12 protein-coding genes are annotated in these 14,213 nt (G+C 65.6%); 2 read left to right on the top strand and 10 right to left on the bottom strand.

Features of this window, described 5'->3' with window-relative positions; genetic code table 11:
- The first annotated feature begins 26 nt into the window (after window positions 1-26).
- Both EMQ25_RS10405 and EMQ25_RS10400 read left to right on the top strand, forming a co-directional pair.
- Entirely contained in the window at window positions 27-1,790 is a 1,764-nt protein-coding gene (locus tag EMQ25_RS10405; RefSeq protein ID WP_127188508.1) for a pyrroloquinoline quinone-dependent dehydrogenase, read from the top strand.
- A 78-nt stretch (window positions 1,791-1,868) separates the two neighbouring features.
- On the top strand, window positions 1,869-2,702 hold the full coding sequence (locus EMQ25_RS10400) for a substrate-binding periplasmic protein (protein ID WP_127188507.1): 834 nt from the start codon (window positions 1,869-1,871) through the stop codon (window positions 2,700-2,702).
- A 4-nt stretch (window positions 2,703-2,706) separates the two neighbouring features.
- Here the strand turns inward: EMQ25_RS10400 and EMQ25_RS10395 are convergent, their stop codons facing one another.
- From EMQ25_RS10395 to EMQ25_RS10355, 10 genes are all read right to left on the bottom strand, one after another.
- A complete protein-coding gene (locus tag EMQ25_RS10395) occupies window positions 2,707-3,702 on the bottom strand; it encodes an ABC transporter ATP-binding protein (protein ID WP_127188506.1) in 996 nt (331 codons plus the stop codon).
- On the bottom strand, window positions 3,699-4,712 hold the full coding sequence (locus tag EMQ25_RS10390; RefSeq protein WP_127188505.1) for an ABC transporter ATP-binding protein: 1,014 nt from the start codon (window positions 4,710-4,712) through the stop codon (window positions 3,699-3,701). Before EMQ25_RS10390 ends, EMQ25_RS10395 begins: the two co-directional genes overlap by 4 nt.
- Window positions 4,713-4,727: 15 nt before the next feature.
- A complete protein-coding gene (locus EMQ25_RS10385) occupies window positions 4,728-5,837 on the bottom strand; it encodes a mandelate racemase/muconate lactonizing enzyme family protein (protein WP_158626037.1) in 1,110 nt (369 codons plus the stop codon).
- Complete coding sequence (locus EMQ25_RS18055) at window positions 5,834-6,538, bottom strand: aspartate/glutamate racemase family protein (protein ID WP_158626036.1); 705 nt, start codon at window positions 6,536-6,538, stop codon at window positions 5,834-5,836. Before EMQ25_RS18055 ends, EMQ25_RS10385 begins: the two co-directional genes overlap by 4 nt.
- A gap of 10 nt (window positions 6,539-6,548) precedes the next feature.
- Window positions 6,549-7,427 carry an ABC transporter permease gene (locus EMQ25_RS10380; protein WP_127188503.1) on the bottom strand — a complete coding sequence of 293 codons (879 nt, stop codon included), beginning with the start codon at window positions 7,425-7,427 and terminating at the stop codon, window positions 6,549-6,551.
- Complete coding sequence (locus EMQ25_RS10375; RefSeq protein ID WP_127188502.1) at window positions 7,411-8,355, bottom strand: ABC transporter permease; 945 nt, start codon at window positions 8,353-8,355, stop codon at window positions 7,411-7,413. The genes EMQ25_RS10380 and EMQ25_RS10375 overlap by 17 nt, the downstream gene beginning before the upstream one ends.
- Before the next feature lie 18 nt (window positions 8,356-8,373).
- Window positions 8,374-9,942, bottom strand: a complete 1,569-nt coding sequence (locus tag EMQ25_RS10370) for an ABC transporter substrate-binding protein (protein WP_158626035.1) — start codon at window positions 9,940-9,942, stop codon at window positions 8,374-8,376.
- A 28-nt stretch (window positions 9,943-9,970) separates the two neighbouring features.
- Window positions 9,971-11,671, bottom strand: a complete 1,701-nt coding sequence (locus EMQ25_RS10365; protein ID WP_127188500.1) for a M28 family peptidase — start codon at window positions 11,669-11,671, stop codon at window positions 9,971-9,973.
- Between the two features lie 13 nt (window positions 11,672-11,684).
- Window positions 11,685-12,428 (bottom strand): GntR family transcriptional regulator, encoded by a 744-nt coding sequence (locus EMQ25_RS10360; protein WP_127188499.1) that lies wholly within the window; start codon window positions 12,426-12,428, stop codon window positions 11,685-11,687.
- A gap of 326 nt (window positions 12,429-12,754) precedes the next feature.
- Window positions 12,755-14,188, bottom strand: a complete 1,434-nt coding sequence (locus tag EMQ25_RS10355; protein WP_127188498.1) for an aminobutyraldehyde dehydrogenase — start codon at window positions 14,186-14,188, stop codon at window positions 12,755-12,757.
- Window positions 14,189-14,213: the final 25 nt, after the last annotated feature.

The following is a 14,213-nucleotide window of genomic DNA, read 5'->3' as shown; positions in this document are numbered from 1 at the left end:
CTCAAGAAACGACTACGGAGGACTTGATGAACGTTCCGTTCAAACATGCACTGCTGGCGGTCACCGCCCTTTCGGTGCTCACCCTGCCTGCGCTTGCGCAGGATGCGGGCGGCGCGCGCAGCTACGCGCCCGTCACCAACGACATGATCCTGAACCCGCCGGCCGAAGAGTGGCTGATGTGGCGCCGCACCCTCGACAATCAGGGCTTCAGCCCGCTCGACACCATCAACAAGGACAATGTCGATCAGCTGACCCTTGCCTGGGCCTGGCCGATGGCCGAAGTCGGCCAGCAGGAAACCGCTCCGCTCGTCCATGACGGCATCATGTTCCTGTCCACCAACCAGAACATCGTCCAGGCGCTCGACGCCAAGACTGGCGACCTGATCTGGGAATACCGCCACGTCCTGCCCGAGCTGCCCGCCTCCTATGGCTACCAGCTCAACCAGGCGCGTCGCCAGAAGAACTCGATCGCGCTCTACGACGACAAGGTGATCCTCGCCACCGTCGATGCCAAGCTCGTCTCCCTCGATGCGGCGACCGGCCAGGTGGTCTGGGAAACCCAGGTCTATGACAGCTCGCTCGGCTACAGCTACACCGTCGGCCCGATCGTCGTGAACGACAAGATCATCTCGGCGATCTCGGGTTGCTCGATCGCCCAGACCGCCGGCGGCTGCTACATTGCCGCGCACGACGTGAACACCGGCGAGGAAATCTGGCGCTTCAACACGCTGGACGATCCCAACAATCCCGAGCAGCAGGCCTCCTGGGGCGACGTGCCCCCCGAGAACCGCTGGGGCGGCACGCCTTGGGCAACCGGCTCGTACGACCCGCGCACCAACACCACCTTCTGGGGCATCGGCATGCCTGGCCCCTATGCGGAGCTGGTCCGTGGTTCGGGTGACGGCGATGTCCTCTACACCAACGCCACCCTCGCACTCGATGCCGATACCGGCGAGCGCAAGTGGCACTACAGCCACCTGCCGCGCGACAACTGGGATCTCGACAGCCCGTTCGAGCGCGTGCTCATCGATGAGGAAGTCGATGGCGAGATGCGCCATCTCCTCGTCACCGTGGCAGGCAAGAACGGCATCGCCTTCGCCCTCGATCGCGACACCGGCGAATACCTCTGGTCCAAGGAGACGGTCTACCAGAACGTCGTGACCAGCATCGACGCCGATGGCCGGGTCAACATCAACGAAGACCTGATTCCGACTGCAATCGGCGAGGAAAAGTACATCTGTACGTCCGTCTCCGGCGGCAAGCTCTGGCAGGCGGGTGCCTACAGCCCGCAGACCAAGGCCTTCTATGTGCCGCTCACCGAGGCCTGCAATACCGTCTCTGCGAGCCAGAGCGAGTTCACCGCGGGTAACGCGGTTGGCGCCATGCGCTTCGGCCCGCGCGTCCTGCCCGAAGGCATCGAGAATGCCGGCGTGATCGACGCCTTCTCGGTGATCGACGGCGAAGACGTCTGGCGCCATGAGCAGCGCACCGTTCCGACCAGCTCGCTGCTGGCTACGGCAGGCGGGCTCGTCTTCGGCGGCGACGCCGGGCGCTTCGTGAAGGCCTTTGACGACGAGACCGGCGAGGTCCTCTGGGAGCAGCGGCTCAACGCCCCGATCGGTGGTCACCCGATGACCTACCAGATCGACGGCGAGCAGTATGTCGTGATCCCGGCCGGCTTCAGCGCACAGGCGGGCAGCTCGGCCTCCATGTATCCTGAAGTGCCGGTGCCGAGCGGCTCGGGCAACTCGATCTTCGTGTTCAAGCTGCCGGCCAATTCCGGCAACTGATCGCGGTCAGTCAAAGTTATCGCACTGGGAAAGGGGCGCTCGCGCCCCTTTCTCGTTTCCGTCGCAAGGAGCCCGGCCATGATCTTCCGCACGCTTTCCCGCAGCCTCGGCGCGCTCCTCTGCGCCATGACCCTCGCCGCACCCGCCTTTGCGCAGAGCGTGCCTCAGGAGCTGCTCGACAACACGCGCCGCGCGCAGATCGATTCCCTCACCTTCTGCCTCGATCCCACCAGCGTCGGCGCGCCCTTCGACCGGCGCGTGGCCAAGGAGATCGCGGGTGCGCTCCTGCTCAACGCGCGCTTTGCCGACGCGCCCTCGGGTTTCGCGCTCGATGGCGCGGGCTATATGGAAGAGCTCCAGATCGCGATGAACAATCGCTGCGACGTGATGATGGGCATTTCCCTGCAGCCAGGCTCGGTCTTTCCGGACTGGCTCGTCTTCACGCGCCCCTATGCCCAGGTGCCCTTCGTCTTCGCTGTGGACGCAGCGTCCGGCTATCAGCGTCTGGGCGACCTCCCGCCCGAGGCCACCATCGGCACTGCGCTCGGCAGTAGGGGCGAACGCGAATTCATCATCTACAACACCCAGCAGCCCCAGTCCCGGCAGTGGCGCCGGCTGCCCTATGCTGACCCCGCGCTCATGCTGCGGCGCGTCCAGGATGGCTCGCTTGGCGGTATGCTGATCTGGCAGCCGGCCCTTCGGGCGCTCGGGGAGACCCAATCCGAGGTCGCCCAGTTGCGCGTCGTGCCGACCGATCCGGTGCCCGTTTCGGTCGTGTCGCTCGGGGCTCTGGTCTCGAGCCGCGATGCTTTTCTGCGGACCCAGATCGACGAGGCGATCGGCGCGCTCGTTAACGACGGCACGATCGCCCGGCTCCTTGAGGAACTGGGCTATGAGGGCCGGCCAGGCTGACCGCTCAGCGGTGGATGCAGGCCTTCAGATGCCCCGGCGCCACTTCCTCGAGTGGCGGCACGACCTGCGCGCATTCGGCCGTCGCAAGCGGGCATCTTGTTCGGAAGACGCAGCCTGAGGGTGGGTGGATGGGGCTCGGAATCTCGCCGGCGAGCGGGATCCGCTCGCGCCGCGCATCGGGGTCGGGCACCGGCACGGCCGAAAGCAGCGCCTCGGTATAAGGATGTACCGGGTTGGCATAGAGCGCCTTGGCCGGCGCCACCTCCATGATCCGGCCCAGATACATTACGACCACGCGGTCCGAGATATATTCGACCACGCCCAGATCATGGGCGATCATCAGGAGCGTCAGCCCGAGTTCGCGCTTCAGATCCTGCAGCAGGTTCAGCACCTGCGCCTGGATGGAGACGTCGAGCGCGGACACCGGCTCGTCGGCGACGATGAATTGCGGGTCGACCGCAAGGGCGCGCGCGATCCCGATGCGCTGGCGCTGCCCGCCCGAGAATTCGTGCGGATAGCGCGTCAGGTGCTCGGGCCCGAGCCCCGTCTTTTCGAGCAGTTCGACGATCCGCGCCCGCCGCGCCGGCCCCTTGGCAAGCCCATGGGTGTCGATGGCCTCCCCGATGATCGCTTCGGCGGTGAAGCGCGGGTTGAGGCTCGCGAACGGATCCTGGAAGATGATCTGCATCTTGCGCCGATAGGCGCGCATGTCGCGCTGGGAGAGCTTGGTGATGTCCACGCCCTCGAAGCGCACCTCTCCCGAGCTCGGCTCGATGAGGCGCAGCACGGCGCGGCCCATGGTCGTCTTGCCCGAGCCGGATTCCCCGACGAGCCCGATCACCTCGCCACGCTTGATGTCGAGCGAGAAATCCTCGACGGCCTTCACCGTCTCGCGCGAGCGCAAGCGCGAGAAATTGCCGGTCTTGACCGGAAAATGCTTTCTCAGATTGCGGATGCTGACGAGCACGTCGTCCGCGGCGGGCGGCGGGGTGATGGTCATGCCGGCCTCTTCTGGCTGAAATCGAGCTCGCGCCAGCGCACGCAGCGCACCCGATGCTGATCCGAGACCGGCTCGAGCGGCGGCACCTGCGCGACGCATCTTGGCTCGGCATGGGCGCAGCGGGGGTGAAAACTGCAGCCCTCCGGCAGGTCGAGCGGGGAGGGAATGTTGCCCGGAATGGCGTAAAGCCGCTCCTGTTGCGTCGCGCCACGATCGACCCGCGGCACCGACTGCATCAGCCCGGCCGTATAGGGCATGCGCGGATGCCGATAGATGTCCCGCACCGGCCCTTCCTCCACGGCGCGACCGGCATACATGACGACGACGCGGTCGGCGATCTCGGCGACGACGCCGAGATCATGGGTGATGAACAGGATCGACATCCCGATCTCCGCCTGCAGCCTGCGCATCAAATCGAGGATCTGCGCCTGGATGGTGACGTCGAGGGCGGTCGTCGGTTCGTCCGCGATCAGGAGCTTGGGGTTGCAGGAGAGCGCCATCGCGATCATCACGCGTTGGCGCATGCCGCCAGACATCTGGTGAGGAAAGCTGTGGATGCGCCGGCCCGGCTCGGGAATGCCCACGAGTTCCAGCATTTCGGTCGCACGTGTCAGCGCGGCCTTCGGCGCCAGCTTCTGGTGAATGCGCACGGCTTCGGCGATCTGCTCGCCCACGGTATAGACCGGGTTGAGCGAGGTCATCGGCTCCTGGAAGATCATGGAGATGTCGTTGCCGCGAATGCGGCGCATCTCGGCTTCCGATTTGGTGACGAGGTCGACCCCTTCAAAGAGGATGCGTCCACCGGCAATGCCGCCGGCAGCCGGATCGAGCAGGCGCATCACCGACAGGCTGGTGACCGATTTGCCCGAACCGGACTCGCCCACCACCGCAAGGGTTTCCCCCCGGCCGATCGAGAAGCTGACGCCGTCAACGGCGCGCACGATCTCGCCATCGGAGGTGAAATGGGTCCGAAGGTCCTCGATCTGCAGAAGGGGGGTGGGGGAGGCCATCTTCTCTCCGTTGTCTCAGACCGCGCGGGCGCGGGCCTGGGTGTCCGCGAAGAAGCCCGCGGGCATGCCGATGCCGAGGCCGGGCCCCTGGGGCACCAGGGCTTCGCCCTGCGTCACCGTCACCGCATCGCTGCCCTCGAGGTGGACCGAGGACACCCCGACCCCGAGCTCGGCCGCAAAACGGAAAGCGCTCGAGCTCGCGGCGAGGTGCAGATTGGCCGAAACGCCGAGCGAGGTCTCATAGGGGCTGACCGCAACGCAGGCGATACCCGCCGCTTCGGCGAGCCCTACCACCTTGCGGGCCTGATGAAGCCCGCCGAGCTTGATCAGCTTGATGATGAAGACGTCCACCGCTTCGGCGGCGACCAGCCCCAGCGCATCGGAAAGCCCGAACAGGCTTTCGTCCGCGGCGATGGGCGTACCGAGCCCGCGCAGGCGCGCAAGCCCCTTCCAGTCATGTCCGGGCAGTGGCTGTTCGAGATATTGCAGCCGGCAGTCCGCAATCGCGCGTAAAAAGCGCTGGGCCTGCGAAAAGCCGAACCCGGCATTGGCGTCGGCGCGGATCTCGAGCTCGGAGGGGAATTCGTCGCGAAGCCGCTTGATGATGCGGATATCCCGGTCGAGGTCGGCGCCGATCTTGAACTTGACCGTCGTGATACCCTGTTCCCAGAGCGCCCGGACCCGGCAGATCACGGTCTCCTCGTCCTCGATGCCGACGGCCCCGCCGACCGGCACGCGTGTCCTGAGCTTGCCGCCGAGGAATGCGCCCGCCGAAAGGCCCGCGCGCTTACCCTGCAGGTCATGCAGCGCGTTGATCAGGGCGGCCTTGGAGGCGTGGTGGTGGGGCAGTGCCCTCTCGAGCGCCTGATGGGCCTGCTCGATGTCGTTGGGGTCGATCCCGACCAGCGCCGGCCCGAAGACCTCCTCGATCACGATCTTCATCTCGCCGGCGCGTTCGCCGCTGAAATGGGGCAGGGGCGAGCCTTCGCCATGTCCGACATGCCCCTCATCGTCGGCGATGGCGACGAAGACATGGGCACGCCGGGTGACATTGGCGCCATAGGATGTGCGCAGCGTGACGTTCTCGAGCTGCGCGATGCGTGCGGTGACCGAGACGATGCTCATGCGGCCACTCCATGGGCGAGCTTGGCGGGCGTGGGGAAAGTGACGGCGCTGTGGCGGAGCCCTGCGCCCACCAGCATTTCGGCGGTCTTGAGCGACAGCCGCACCGAGTTGATGCAGGTGACCCCGATCCGCGGCTCGACCATGTCCGTCAGGAGCGACATGCTCGCGCAGGCAAAGACAATGAGTTCGGCGCCATCTTCCTCGACGCATTTGCGTCCCAGCGCCACGAGGTCATCGATGGTTTTGGGATCGCGATCCCGGATGCGCTCGACGGGCACGCCGAAGCCGCGGATCGAGGCGACATAGGGCGAGACGCCGATCTTGTGGGTCTGCTCGCGTGCGATGGGCACGGTGCCGGGCAGGGGGCTGATGATCGAGAAATGATGGCTCAGCATGCGCGCGGTCAGAAGCGCGGCCTCCCCCGGGGCAATGACGGGGATCCGCACCATCTCGCGCGCCGCATCGACCCCGGGATCGCCGAAGCACCCGGTGATCACCGCGTCGAAGCCACGCTTTTCCGCCTCGATCGTGCGCTCGATGATCCAGCCCGCCAGTTCGATCTCTTCGACGCGGCTTTCGATGCTGACCGGACGGCTTGCCTTGCCCTTGAAGTCGGCCATGTTGTCGAGCTCGACGCCGGGGCTGGCGAAACCGCGCAGATAGTCGAGACGCTCCTGGGTGCCGAGAAAGCAGATGCGCATGGTATGGCTCCTATTTGCGGGGGTCGGTGGCGTCGCGCATGGCGTCGCCGATGGTGTTGAAGGCGAGCACGCTGATGAAGATGAGCGCGCCGGGATAGACGGTCAGCAGCGGGTTCTGGAAGATGTAGCCGCGGGCCTCCGCCAGCATGTTCCCCCAGGACGGGGTGGGCGGGCGCACGCCGAAGCCGAGATAGGAAAGCGCCGATTCCACGATGATCGCTTCGGCGATGCCGAGTGTCGCCGCGACGATGATCGAGGGCGTCGACTGCGGCAGCACGTGCCGGAAGAGGATCTTCATCTTGGGCACGCCGAGGGCGGCCGCAGCTTCCACATATTGCAGTTCGCGATTGGCGGTGATTTCGCCACGCACGATGCGCGCTACCGGCATCCAGGTCGTCAGCGCGATGACGAGGATGAGGTTGGGCAGCGACGAGCCGAAGAGCGCCAGCGTCGTCAGAAGGAAGAAGAACAGCGGGATCGAGAGCATGCCGTCGATGATGCGGCTGATCAGCGAATCCACCCAGCCCCCGAGAAAGCCCGCAAGCGCGCCGAGCGTCGCGCCGATGACGACGGCGGCCGCCACGCTTGCTAGCCCGACCGACAGCGAGACCCGTCCGCCATAGATGAGGCGGGTGAGGATGTCGCGACCGTTCTCGTCCGTCCCCAGCCAGTGCTGCGGCGAGGGGGGCGCGAGCATGTTGAACATGTCGATGGTCGCGGGGCTGTAGGGCGCGATCCACGGCGCGAAGATCGAGACGAACACCATGAGCCCGAGCACCACGCTCGCGATCTGCGTCGCGGGGCGCCGCCAGAAACTGCGCCAGGTGCGGGCGAGCGGCGAGATGGATTTGCGCGCCGGCTTTGCGGGGGGGCTAGCTGTAGCTGACACGGGGATCCAACTTTGCGTAGAGGAGATCGACGATCAGATTGGAGACGACCACGACGACCGAGATGACGAGCGTGATGCCCATGATGGTGGGATAGTCCTGGTTGAAGGCTGCCGAGACGGCGAGCCGCCCCATGCCGGGCCAGGAGAAGACGCTTTCGGTCACCGCCGCTCCCCCGACGAGGCGCGGGATCAGCATGCCGAGCAGCGTCACGACCGGGATCATCGCGGTGCGGAAGGCGTGCCGCGTGATGACGACGGGTTCTGCGACGCCCTTGGCGCGCGCCGTGCGCACATAGTCCTGGCGCAGCACCCCGATCATCGCCGAGCGCGTGTAGCGCACCAGTTCCGCCATGATCGAGGTTGAGAGCGCGACCACCGGCAGGATGAGATGCAGCAGGAGGTTGCCGATCGAATTCTGCCCGGGCGTGAACATGCCGCCGGCCGGCAGCCAGCGCAGGATGACCGCAAAGAGGATGATCAGCATCAACCCGTACCAGAAGACGGGGAGCGACAAGCCAAAGAAGCTGACGGTGGTGAGGGTCTGGTCGATCCAGCTGTTGCGCTTCACCGCCGCCAGGATGCCGAGCGGAATGGCGATGATCGCTGCGACCAGAAGCGCCGCGCCTGACAGCAGCAGCGTCGCCGGCAGGGCGCTCGCGATGAGCTCGCTCACCGGGCGGCCGACGCCGAAGGAAAATCCGAGATTGCCCTGCAGGACCTGCCAGAGCCAGAGCAGATACTGCTCGTAGACCGGGCGGTCGAAGCCGTAGAGCGTCCGGAGACGGGCAGTGTCCTCCGGGCTCATATTGGGATCGAGAAGGATGCTCGGCCCCCCGGGGGCCGAGCTGATGAGGGCGAAGGTGAAGATGGTGATCACGAGGATCAGCGCAATGGATTCGCCGAGCCTGCGCAGGATGTAACCGGTCACCGTCGCCCTCCTTGGTCGTTATTGCTTGGAGATCAGATGAGCCCAGCCCAGCGCGTCGCGATAGCCCGCTTCGGGGAACCGCTCGACCGCTGCGCTCAGCGCCTGGATCTCGTCGGGATAGACGGTGAAGACGTTGGGCTGGTCTTCATGGATGATCGCCTGCACCTGCGCATAGATCTCGGCGCGCTCGGCCTGATCGACCGTCGTTGCGCCTGCATTGAGCAGCTCATCGATCTCCGGGTTCCGATAGGCCCAGGAATTGGCGAGCGACTGCGAGAGGTAGAAATTCGCGATCCCATCCGGATCGGGCGGAGCGATCAGATAATTCGGGTTGAGCTCGTAATTGGGCGGGCTCTGCCGGATACGCTCGACGATCGCACGGTATTCGGAGGTCTCGAACTCGACCTGCACCCCGATCTCGGCCCATTGCTGCTGCGCGATGAGCGCGGTGCGGGCGCGGGTCGGATTGGCGGGATCGTAAAGGAGGGTGAAGCTCAGCGGCTCCCCATCCTTTTCGCGCACGCCATTGCCGCCCATCGTCCAGCCGGCTTCCTCCAGCAGGCTCGCGGCCTGTTCGGGGTCGTAGGGCAGGGGCTCGATGCTGTCGTCATAGGCCCAGCCGACGGACGGCGCGAAGGGGCCGGTCGCGACCGTGCCGCGGCCGCCGAACACCGTGGCGAGAAGCTGCTCGCGATCGAGTGCCATGGTGAGCGCGGTGCGCACGGCCACGTCGTCGAGGCCCGGCACTTCATTGTTGATGCCGATGAACTCGTGACGGGTGACCGGCACGCTCTGGATCTGCACGGCCGGGTTGTTCTCGATCGAGGCGAGCTGGAAGGGCTCGATGACCACGAGGTCGACTTCGCCCGCCTGCAGCAGCGCCAGCTGGGAATTCGCATCGGGCACGATGCGGAAGACCATCTGGTCGAGATGTGGCACGCCGTCGAAATAGTCCTCATGCCGCTCCAGCCGCACGAAGGCGCCCGGATTGTATTCGGCGAACTTGAACGGCCCGGTGCCGACAGGATTGCGCAGGAAGTCCGCCGGGTTGACCAGCTGCTCGGCCGTGAGGCTCGAGAGCAGGTGCTCGGGCAGGATCGCCGCATTGTAGCCCAGCAGCACCGGGAAGGCCGGCTGCGGACGCGAGAGCGTGATGTCGACGGTGAAATCGTCGACCTTGGTCACGTCCTCGATGAGGCGGAAATTGTTGGCGAGGTAGAACGGAACGTCCGGGTTCGTCCAGATCTCGAGGAGCGTGTAGACCACGTCGTCCGCGGTGAACGGCTCGCCGTCGTGCCAGGTCACGTTCTCGCGCAGCTTGAAGGTGTAGGTCGTCCCGTCCTCGGAGACTTCCCAGGATTCGGCGAGATCCCCGACCGGCTCGAGGGTCTCGAGGTCGTAGCGCACGAGCCCGCTATAGACGGTCTTGTTGACGAGGATGTTGTAGAGCCCGCCGGCCACCGGCCAGATCTGCGGGTCGTCATTGATCGGCAGGCTGAAGGTGCCGCCCTCGGTCTGCGCCTGGGCAGGCAGCAGGCCGGGCACCATCAGCGCGAGGGCAGTAAAGGCTACGGCTAATCCACGCATAGTCAGTCCTTTCATGTCCGGTTGGCGTTCATTTGGCGGCGCGGCAGGCCGCGATGGCCGTGTTGATCTCGTGGTTGACCATGTTGCGGTTGCGCACGAGGCGGGTCTGGAGGAACCCGTAATCATTGCTCTCGGGGTCGAGCTTGGCGAGCTTGCGCGCGCCGTCGAGCGCCGGGAACATCGGCAGCGGCATGGCCGGGTCGTGGTCGAACCGGTCGCCATAGGTGAAGGACAACGCCGTCAGCCGGTGCGAGACCGTCTTGATGAGTGCATTGGCCTTGTCCGCCGGCAGCGAGCCGATCACCGCGATCTCCGCATCGAGCGTACCGAGGGCCGCGTTGACGCTCGAGACGTCGAAATGCTCGCCCGCGGCGTCCCTGACCTCGGCAATCTGCGCCTTGAGATCGGCGATCTGCGCCTTCAGATCGAGCGGCAGCACCTCGTCCTGCGTCAGCCGCAGCAGCGCATGGGCATAGATCTGCGTGTCCTTGAGCAGCACGTCGCGGTCGGCCTTGTCGACGAGGTCCTCCTCGGCATGCCACCACCAGCCCATGCCGCACCCGCCGACGGCGGCGCGCTGGCCTTCGGGGCGGTTCGAGAGCAGCATGAAGAGCGAGGGAAGCCCGACGCCCCAGAAGGACTGGTCGCCCGCGCGCATCGGCCGGTCGATGTTCGGCGTCTGCCCGGTCAGTTCCTTGACCGCATTGGTGACGAGCGCTGCCGTCTCGGGCACTGCGGTCACTTCCGAATAATCGGTGGCGCCGAGCGAGCCGGGGGAGTCGATGTTGATATAGGCGACGCAATTGGCATCGAGTTCGGCCCAGTGATGGTCCGCATACCAGGTCGAGCCCGAATAGCGGCCGGTCGAGTGCCCGACCCACCAGGCGATCCGCACGCCGCGGCGCAGTTCGCCCTCATGGGCCTTCAGCACGCGCGCCAGCTCCATGCACGAGACGTTGCCGGTGGCGTTGTCGGTCGCACCATAATGCCAGGAGTCGATGTGGCCGGCGACGAGCACGAAGTCGTCGTCCTGGCCCTTGATCTCGGTCACCGGCATCTTGACGTTCGCCCAGCCGGTCTTGGTCACCGAATGGATCGTGCCCTTGACTTCGCCCTTTTCGAGCGCGGCCCGGAGACGGACCCCGTCATTGTGCTTGATCGAGATGATGGGGAAGTTCGGGATGTTCCCTGCGCTCTCGGGGGTCGGCGTACCCCAGACCGGGGTCACGATGCCCTCGTGGATCACGTCCTCGTCGCTGGGCCACATGTGGATGTAGCCAACCGCGCCCGCGTTCTTGGCCGCGAGCATGGAGCCGCGCGAGCCGCTTTCGGAAAGGACGATCTTGCCGCCCACGGTCTCGGGGCTGATCAGGTTCACGGCATTGTCGGCCTTGAACATGTTCTTGCCGCCCTGGATCGAGACGAGCGCGCCCGAGAGCCCCGCTTCAGGGGTATTGGCGCTGAACGCGCGGGTCTTGGCGGGGATCTTGACGGTTTCCCCGCCCATTTCGACGGTCAATCCGCCCGAGATCGGATGCGAGATATAGGCGCGATACTCGTGCACCGTGACCGGAAGGCCATAGGATTCCAGCACCGACTTCACATAATCGACCGCGGCCAGTTCGCCCTCGGTCCCGGTGCTGCGGTCCCATTCGCACAGCTTTTCAAGATGCTTCCACATCTCGTCGACCGAGATGCTCGCCAGAAGCTTATCTTGCAGGTTTCCCATCAATCAGGTTCCTCTATCTACTCAAGGTGACGTTGTATTCGTAGAGATCGCTCCTGATCGAGCACTCTACATATTCGATGGGCCGGTCGTATTCGACGAAGGCCGTACGGCGTATGGCGAGGATTGGCGTCGTGCGCTCGATCTGGAGCAGCTCGGCTTCCCGCTCGGTCGGCGCGCGCACGCCGATGGCGTCCTCGCCATAGATGATGTGGAGCCGGTGCGAGCGCTCGATGGTCTCGTAAAGCGGCCCGGAGAAATCGTCATCGGGGGTCAGGCCCACGGATTCGGGAACAAAGGACCGGATCAGCGCAAAGGGTGACCCTGCGATCTCGCGCAGGCGCAACAGGTGCAGGACGCGTTCGTCCTTGTAGAGCTCGAGCTTGGCGCGCACGGCGGGCGTGGCCACTTCGAATTCGGCCTTAAGCGTTCGCGCCCGGGTTGCAACGCCACGCAGGCGCAGATCCTCGGTCAGCCCACGCAGGGTCGCTGCGCGCACCTGCTTCTGGGAGCGGATGACGAGTGTCCCCACGCCCGGCTTGGATTTCACGAACCCGTCCTGGGTGAGGGAGCGGATCGCGTTGCGAACCGTCGCACGGCTCACGCCAAAGGCGCGCGTCAATTCGTGCTCGGTGGGGATGATCGTCCCCACCGCATAGTGTCCGGACTGGATCTGCTTGCGCAGAACCGACTCCACCTGCTGGTAGAGCGGAAGCTGCGACTGCACCGGCAGCAAGGGCATCTTCAGCGTTGCGACCATTTGTACGAACAAACCTCCCAGTCTGCGCCATTCTTGGCGAGTTTGACCGGTCAGCGAAGGCAGGCGCCGCGTCAAACTGGCGCAATTCGACCCCAAACCTTGGGCGCTGTCAAGCAAACCTGCCCAAAATTGCGGTCGTTCGGTGGGCAGGCGCTCGATTTGCTCGCCACAAAGGCAGGATTTTCCTTGTACGGACAATTGTCAAAAATGCAGCGCTGCGTTGCCGAAAATAGGGCGCGCACGCGTGCGAGCGGCCGCCACGCGCGCGGGTCGAACGGCCTGAAAAGTTTACTGAAAGAGGGCGTCCGGGATGATGCGGTGCCCGGTCAGGTGGCGATCATCACGTGCCGGACCTGCGTGTAGTCGAGCAGCGACTGCATGGAGAGGTCGGACCCATAGCCCGAATTCTTCGTGCCACCATGCGGCATTTCGGTCGCAAAGACCCCATGGGTATTGACCCAGGTGACCCCGTATTCGAGCTGGTTTGCGATCCCCAGCGCATGCCCGGCATCTCTCGACCATACCGAAGAGGCGAGCCCGTATTCCGAGCCATTGGCAATCGCGACCGCTTCGTCCATGTCCGCGACGGGGGTGATCGAAACGACCGGCCCGAAGACTTCCTTGCGTACGATTTCGGCACGCGCCGGTGCACGGACGAGCGTGGGGGGATGAAAATAGCCGGCGGTCTCCGAGGTTCTGCCCTCAGCCACGATCGTGCCACCATCCGCGCCCGTCCGCTCGACAAACCCCGTCACCCGCTCCAGTTGCCTCGCGCTAATTACCGGGCCGAACTCCACATCCTCGCGCTCGGGCGCGCCATAGACGAGGCTTTCGACCATTTCGGCCATCTTTTCCGTCACCGCATCGGCGATCTCGTTCGCGACCAGCATCCGGCAGGCAGCGGTGCAGTCCTGCCCGGCATTGTAGAAGCTCGCCTCGCGAAGCGTCCCGACCAGCTTGTCGAGGTCGGCATCGGCCGCGACGATCACCGGCGCCTTGCCGCCGAGCTCGAGATGGGTGCGCTTGATGCTTTCGCCCGCAGCAGCCTGCAGCACGGCCCGTCCCGTCCGCACGTCCCCGGTGAGCGAGATCATCCGCACCTTGGGGTGGGCGACGAGCCGCGCGCCGACATCGGCGCCGTTCCCGGCGATCACGTTGACCACGCCGGCCGGCAGGATCTCTCCGAGCAGCCCCGCGAGAGGGAGAAGACTGAGTGGCGTGTTCTCCGATGGCTTGATGACGACGGTATTGCCCGCGGCGATCGCCGGGGCGATCTTCCAGGCAGCCATCAGCAGGGGATAGTTCCAGGGCGCGATCGACGCCACGACCCCGACCGGGTCGCGCTTGAGGATCGAGGTGAAGCCCGCCCCGCGATAATCGCCCGCGGCGATCCCGGGCACGTTCCGCGCTGCCGTGCCGAAGAAGCGGAAGACATCGGCGACGTTGCCGATCTCGCCGCCCAGCACGAACCGGAAGGGCTTGCCGGCATTTCGCGATTCGATGCGCGCCAGCGGCTCCGTCTCGCGTTCGATCGCGCTTGCGATCTCGAGCAGGGCGCGGCTGCGTTCGCGCGGAGTGGTCCGGGCCCAGCCCGTAAACGCGCTCGCGGCGGCCTCTACGGCCCGATCGACCTGTCCGGCATCGGCTGAGGCGACGTTTGCGAGCACGCGCGCGCGCGCAGGTTCATGCGCCGGCTCTTCGGCGTCCTGTCCGGCCTCGTATCGGCCATCGATGAATAGGCGCGTTTCGAATTCGGGCATGCTCGGCTCCTCGGATCTGGTTTCC

This window comes from Arsenicitalea aurantiaca (genome assembly GCF_003994485.1).
In the GTDB taxonomy this organism is placed as follows: domain Bacteria; phylum Pseudomonadota; class Alphaproteobacteria; order Rhizobiales; family Devosiaceae; genus Arsenicitalea; species Arsenicitalea aurantiaca.
Note: the sequence above shows the minus strand (reverse complement) of the source record. Positions and strands in the feature narration are given on the sequence as shown.

Excerpts from the sequence above, each read along its gene's own strand:
- EMQ25_RS10405 (WP_127188508.1), top strand. The coding sequence starts at position 27 with ATGAACGTTCCGTTCAAACATGCACTGCTGGCGGTCACCGCCCTTTCG.
- EMQ25_RS10400 (WP_127188507.1), top strand. The coding sequence starts at position 1,869 with ATGATCTTCCGCACGCTTTCCCGCAGCCTCGGCGCGCTCCTCTGCGCC.
- EMQ25_RS10395 (WP_127188506.1), bottom strand. The coding sequence starts at position 3,702 with ATGACCATCACCCCGCCGCCCGCCGCGGACGACGTGCTCGTCAGCATC.
- EMQ25_RS10390 (WP_127188505.1), bottom strand. The coding sequence starts at position 4,712 with ATGGCCTCCCCCACCCCCCTTCTGCAGATCGAGGACCTTCGGACCCAT.
- EMQ25_RS10385 (WP_158626037.1), bottom strand. The coding sequence starts at position 5,837 with ATGAGCATCGTCTCGGTCACCGCACGCATCGCGCAGCTCGAGAACGTC.
- EMQ25_RS18055 (WP_158626036.1), bottom strand. The coding sequence starts at position 6,538 with ATGCGCATCTGCTTTCTCGGCACCCAGGAGCGTCTCGACTATCTGCGC.
- EMQ25_RS10370 (WP_158626035.1), bottom strand. The coding sequence starts at position 9,942 with ATGCGTGGATTAGCCGTAGCCTTTACTGCCCTCGCGCTGATGGTGCCC.
- EMQ25_RS10365 (WP_127188500.1), bottom strand. The coding sequence starts at position 11,671 with ATGGGAAACCTGCAAGATAAGCTTCTGGCGAGCATCTCGGTCGACGAG.
- EMQ25_RS10360 (WP_127188499.1), bottom strand. The coding sequence starts at position 12,428 with ATGGTCGCAACGCTGAAGATGCCCTTGCTGCCGGTGCAGTCGCAGCTT.
- EMQ25_RS10355 (WP_127188498.1), bottom strand. The coding sequence starts at position 14,188 with ATGCCCGAATTCGAAACGCGCCTATTCATCGATGGCCGATACGAGGCC.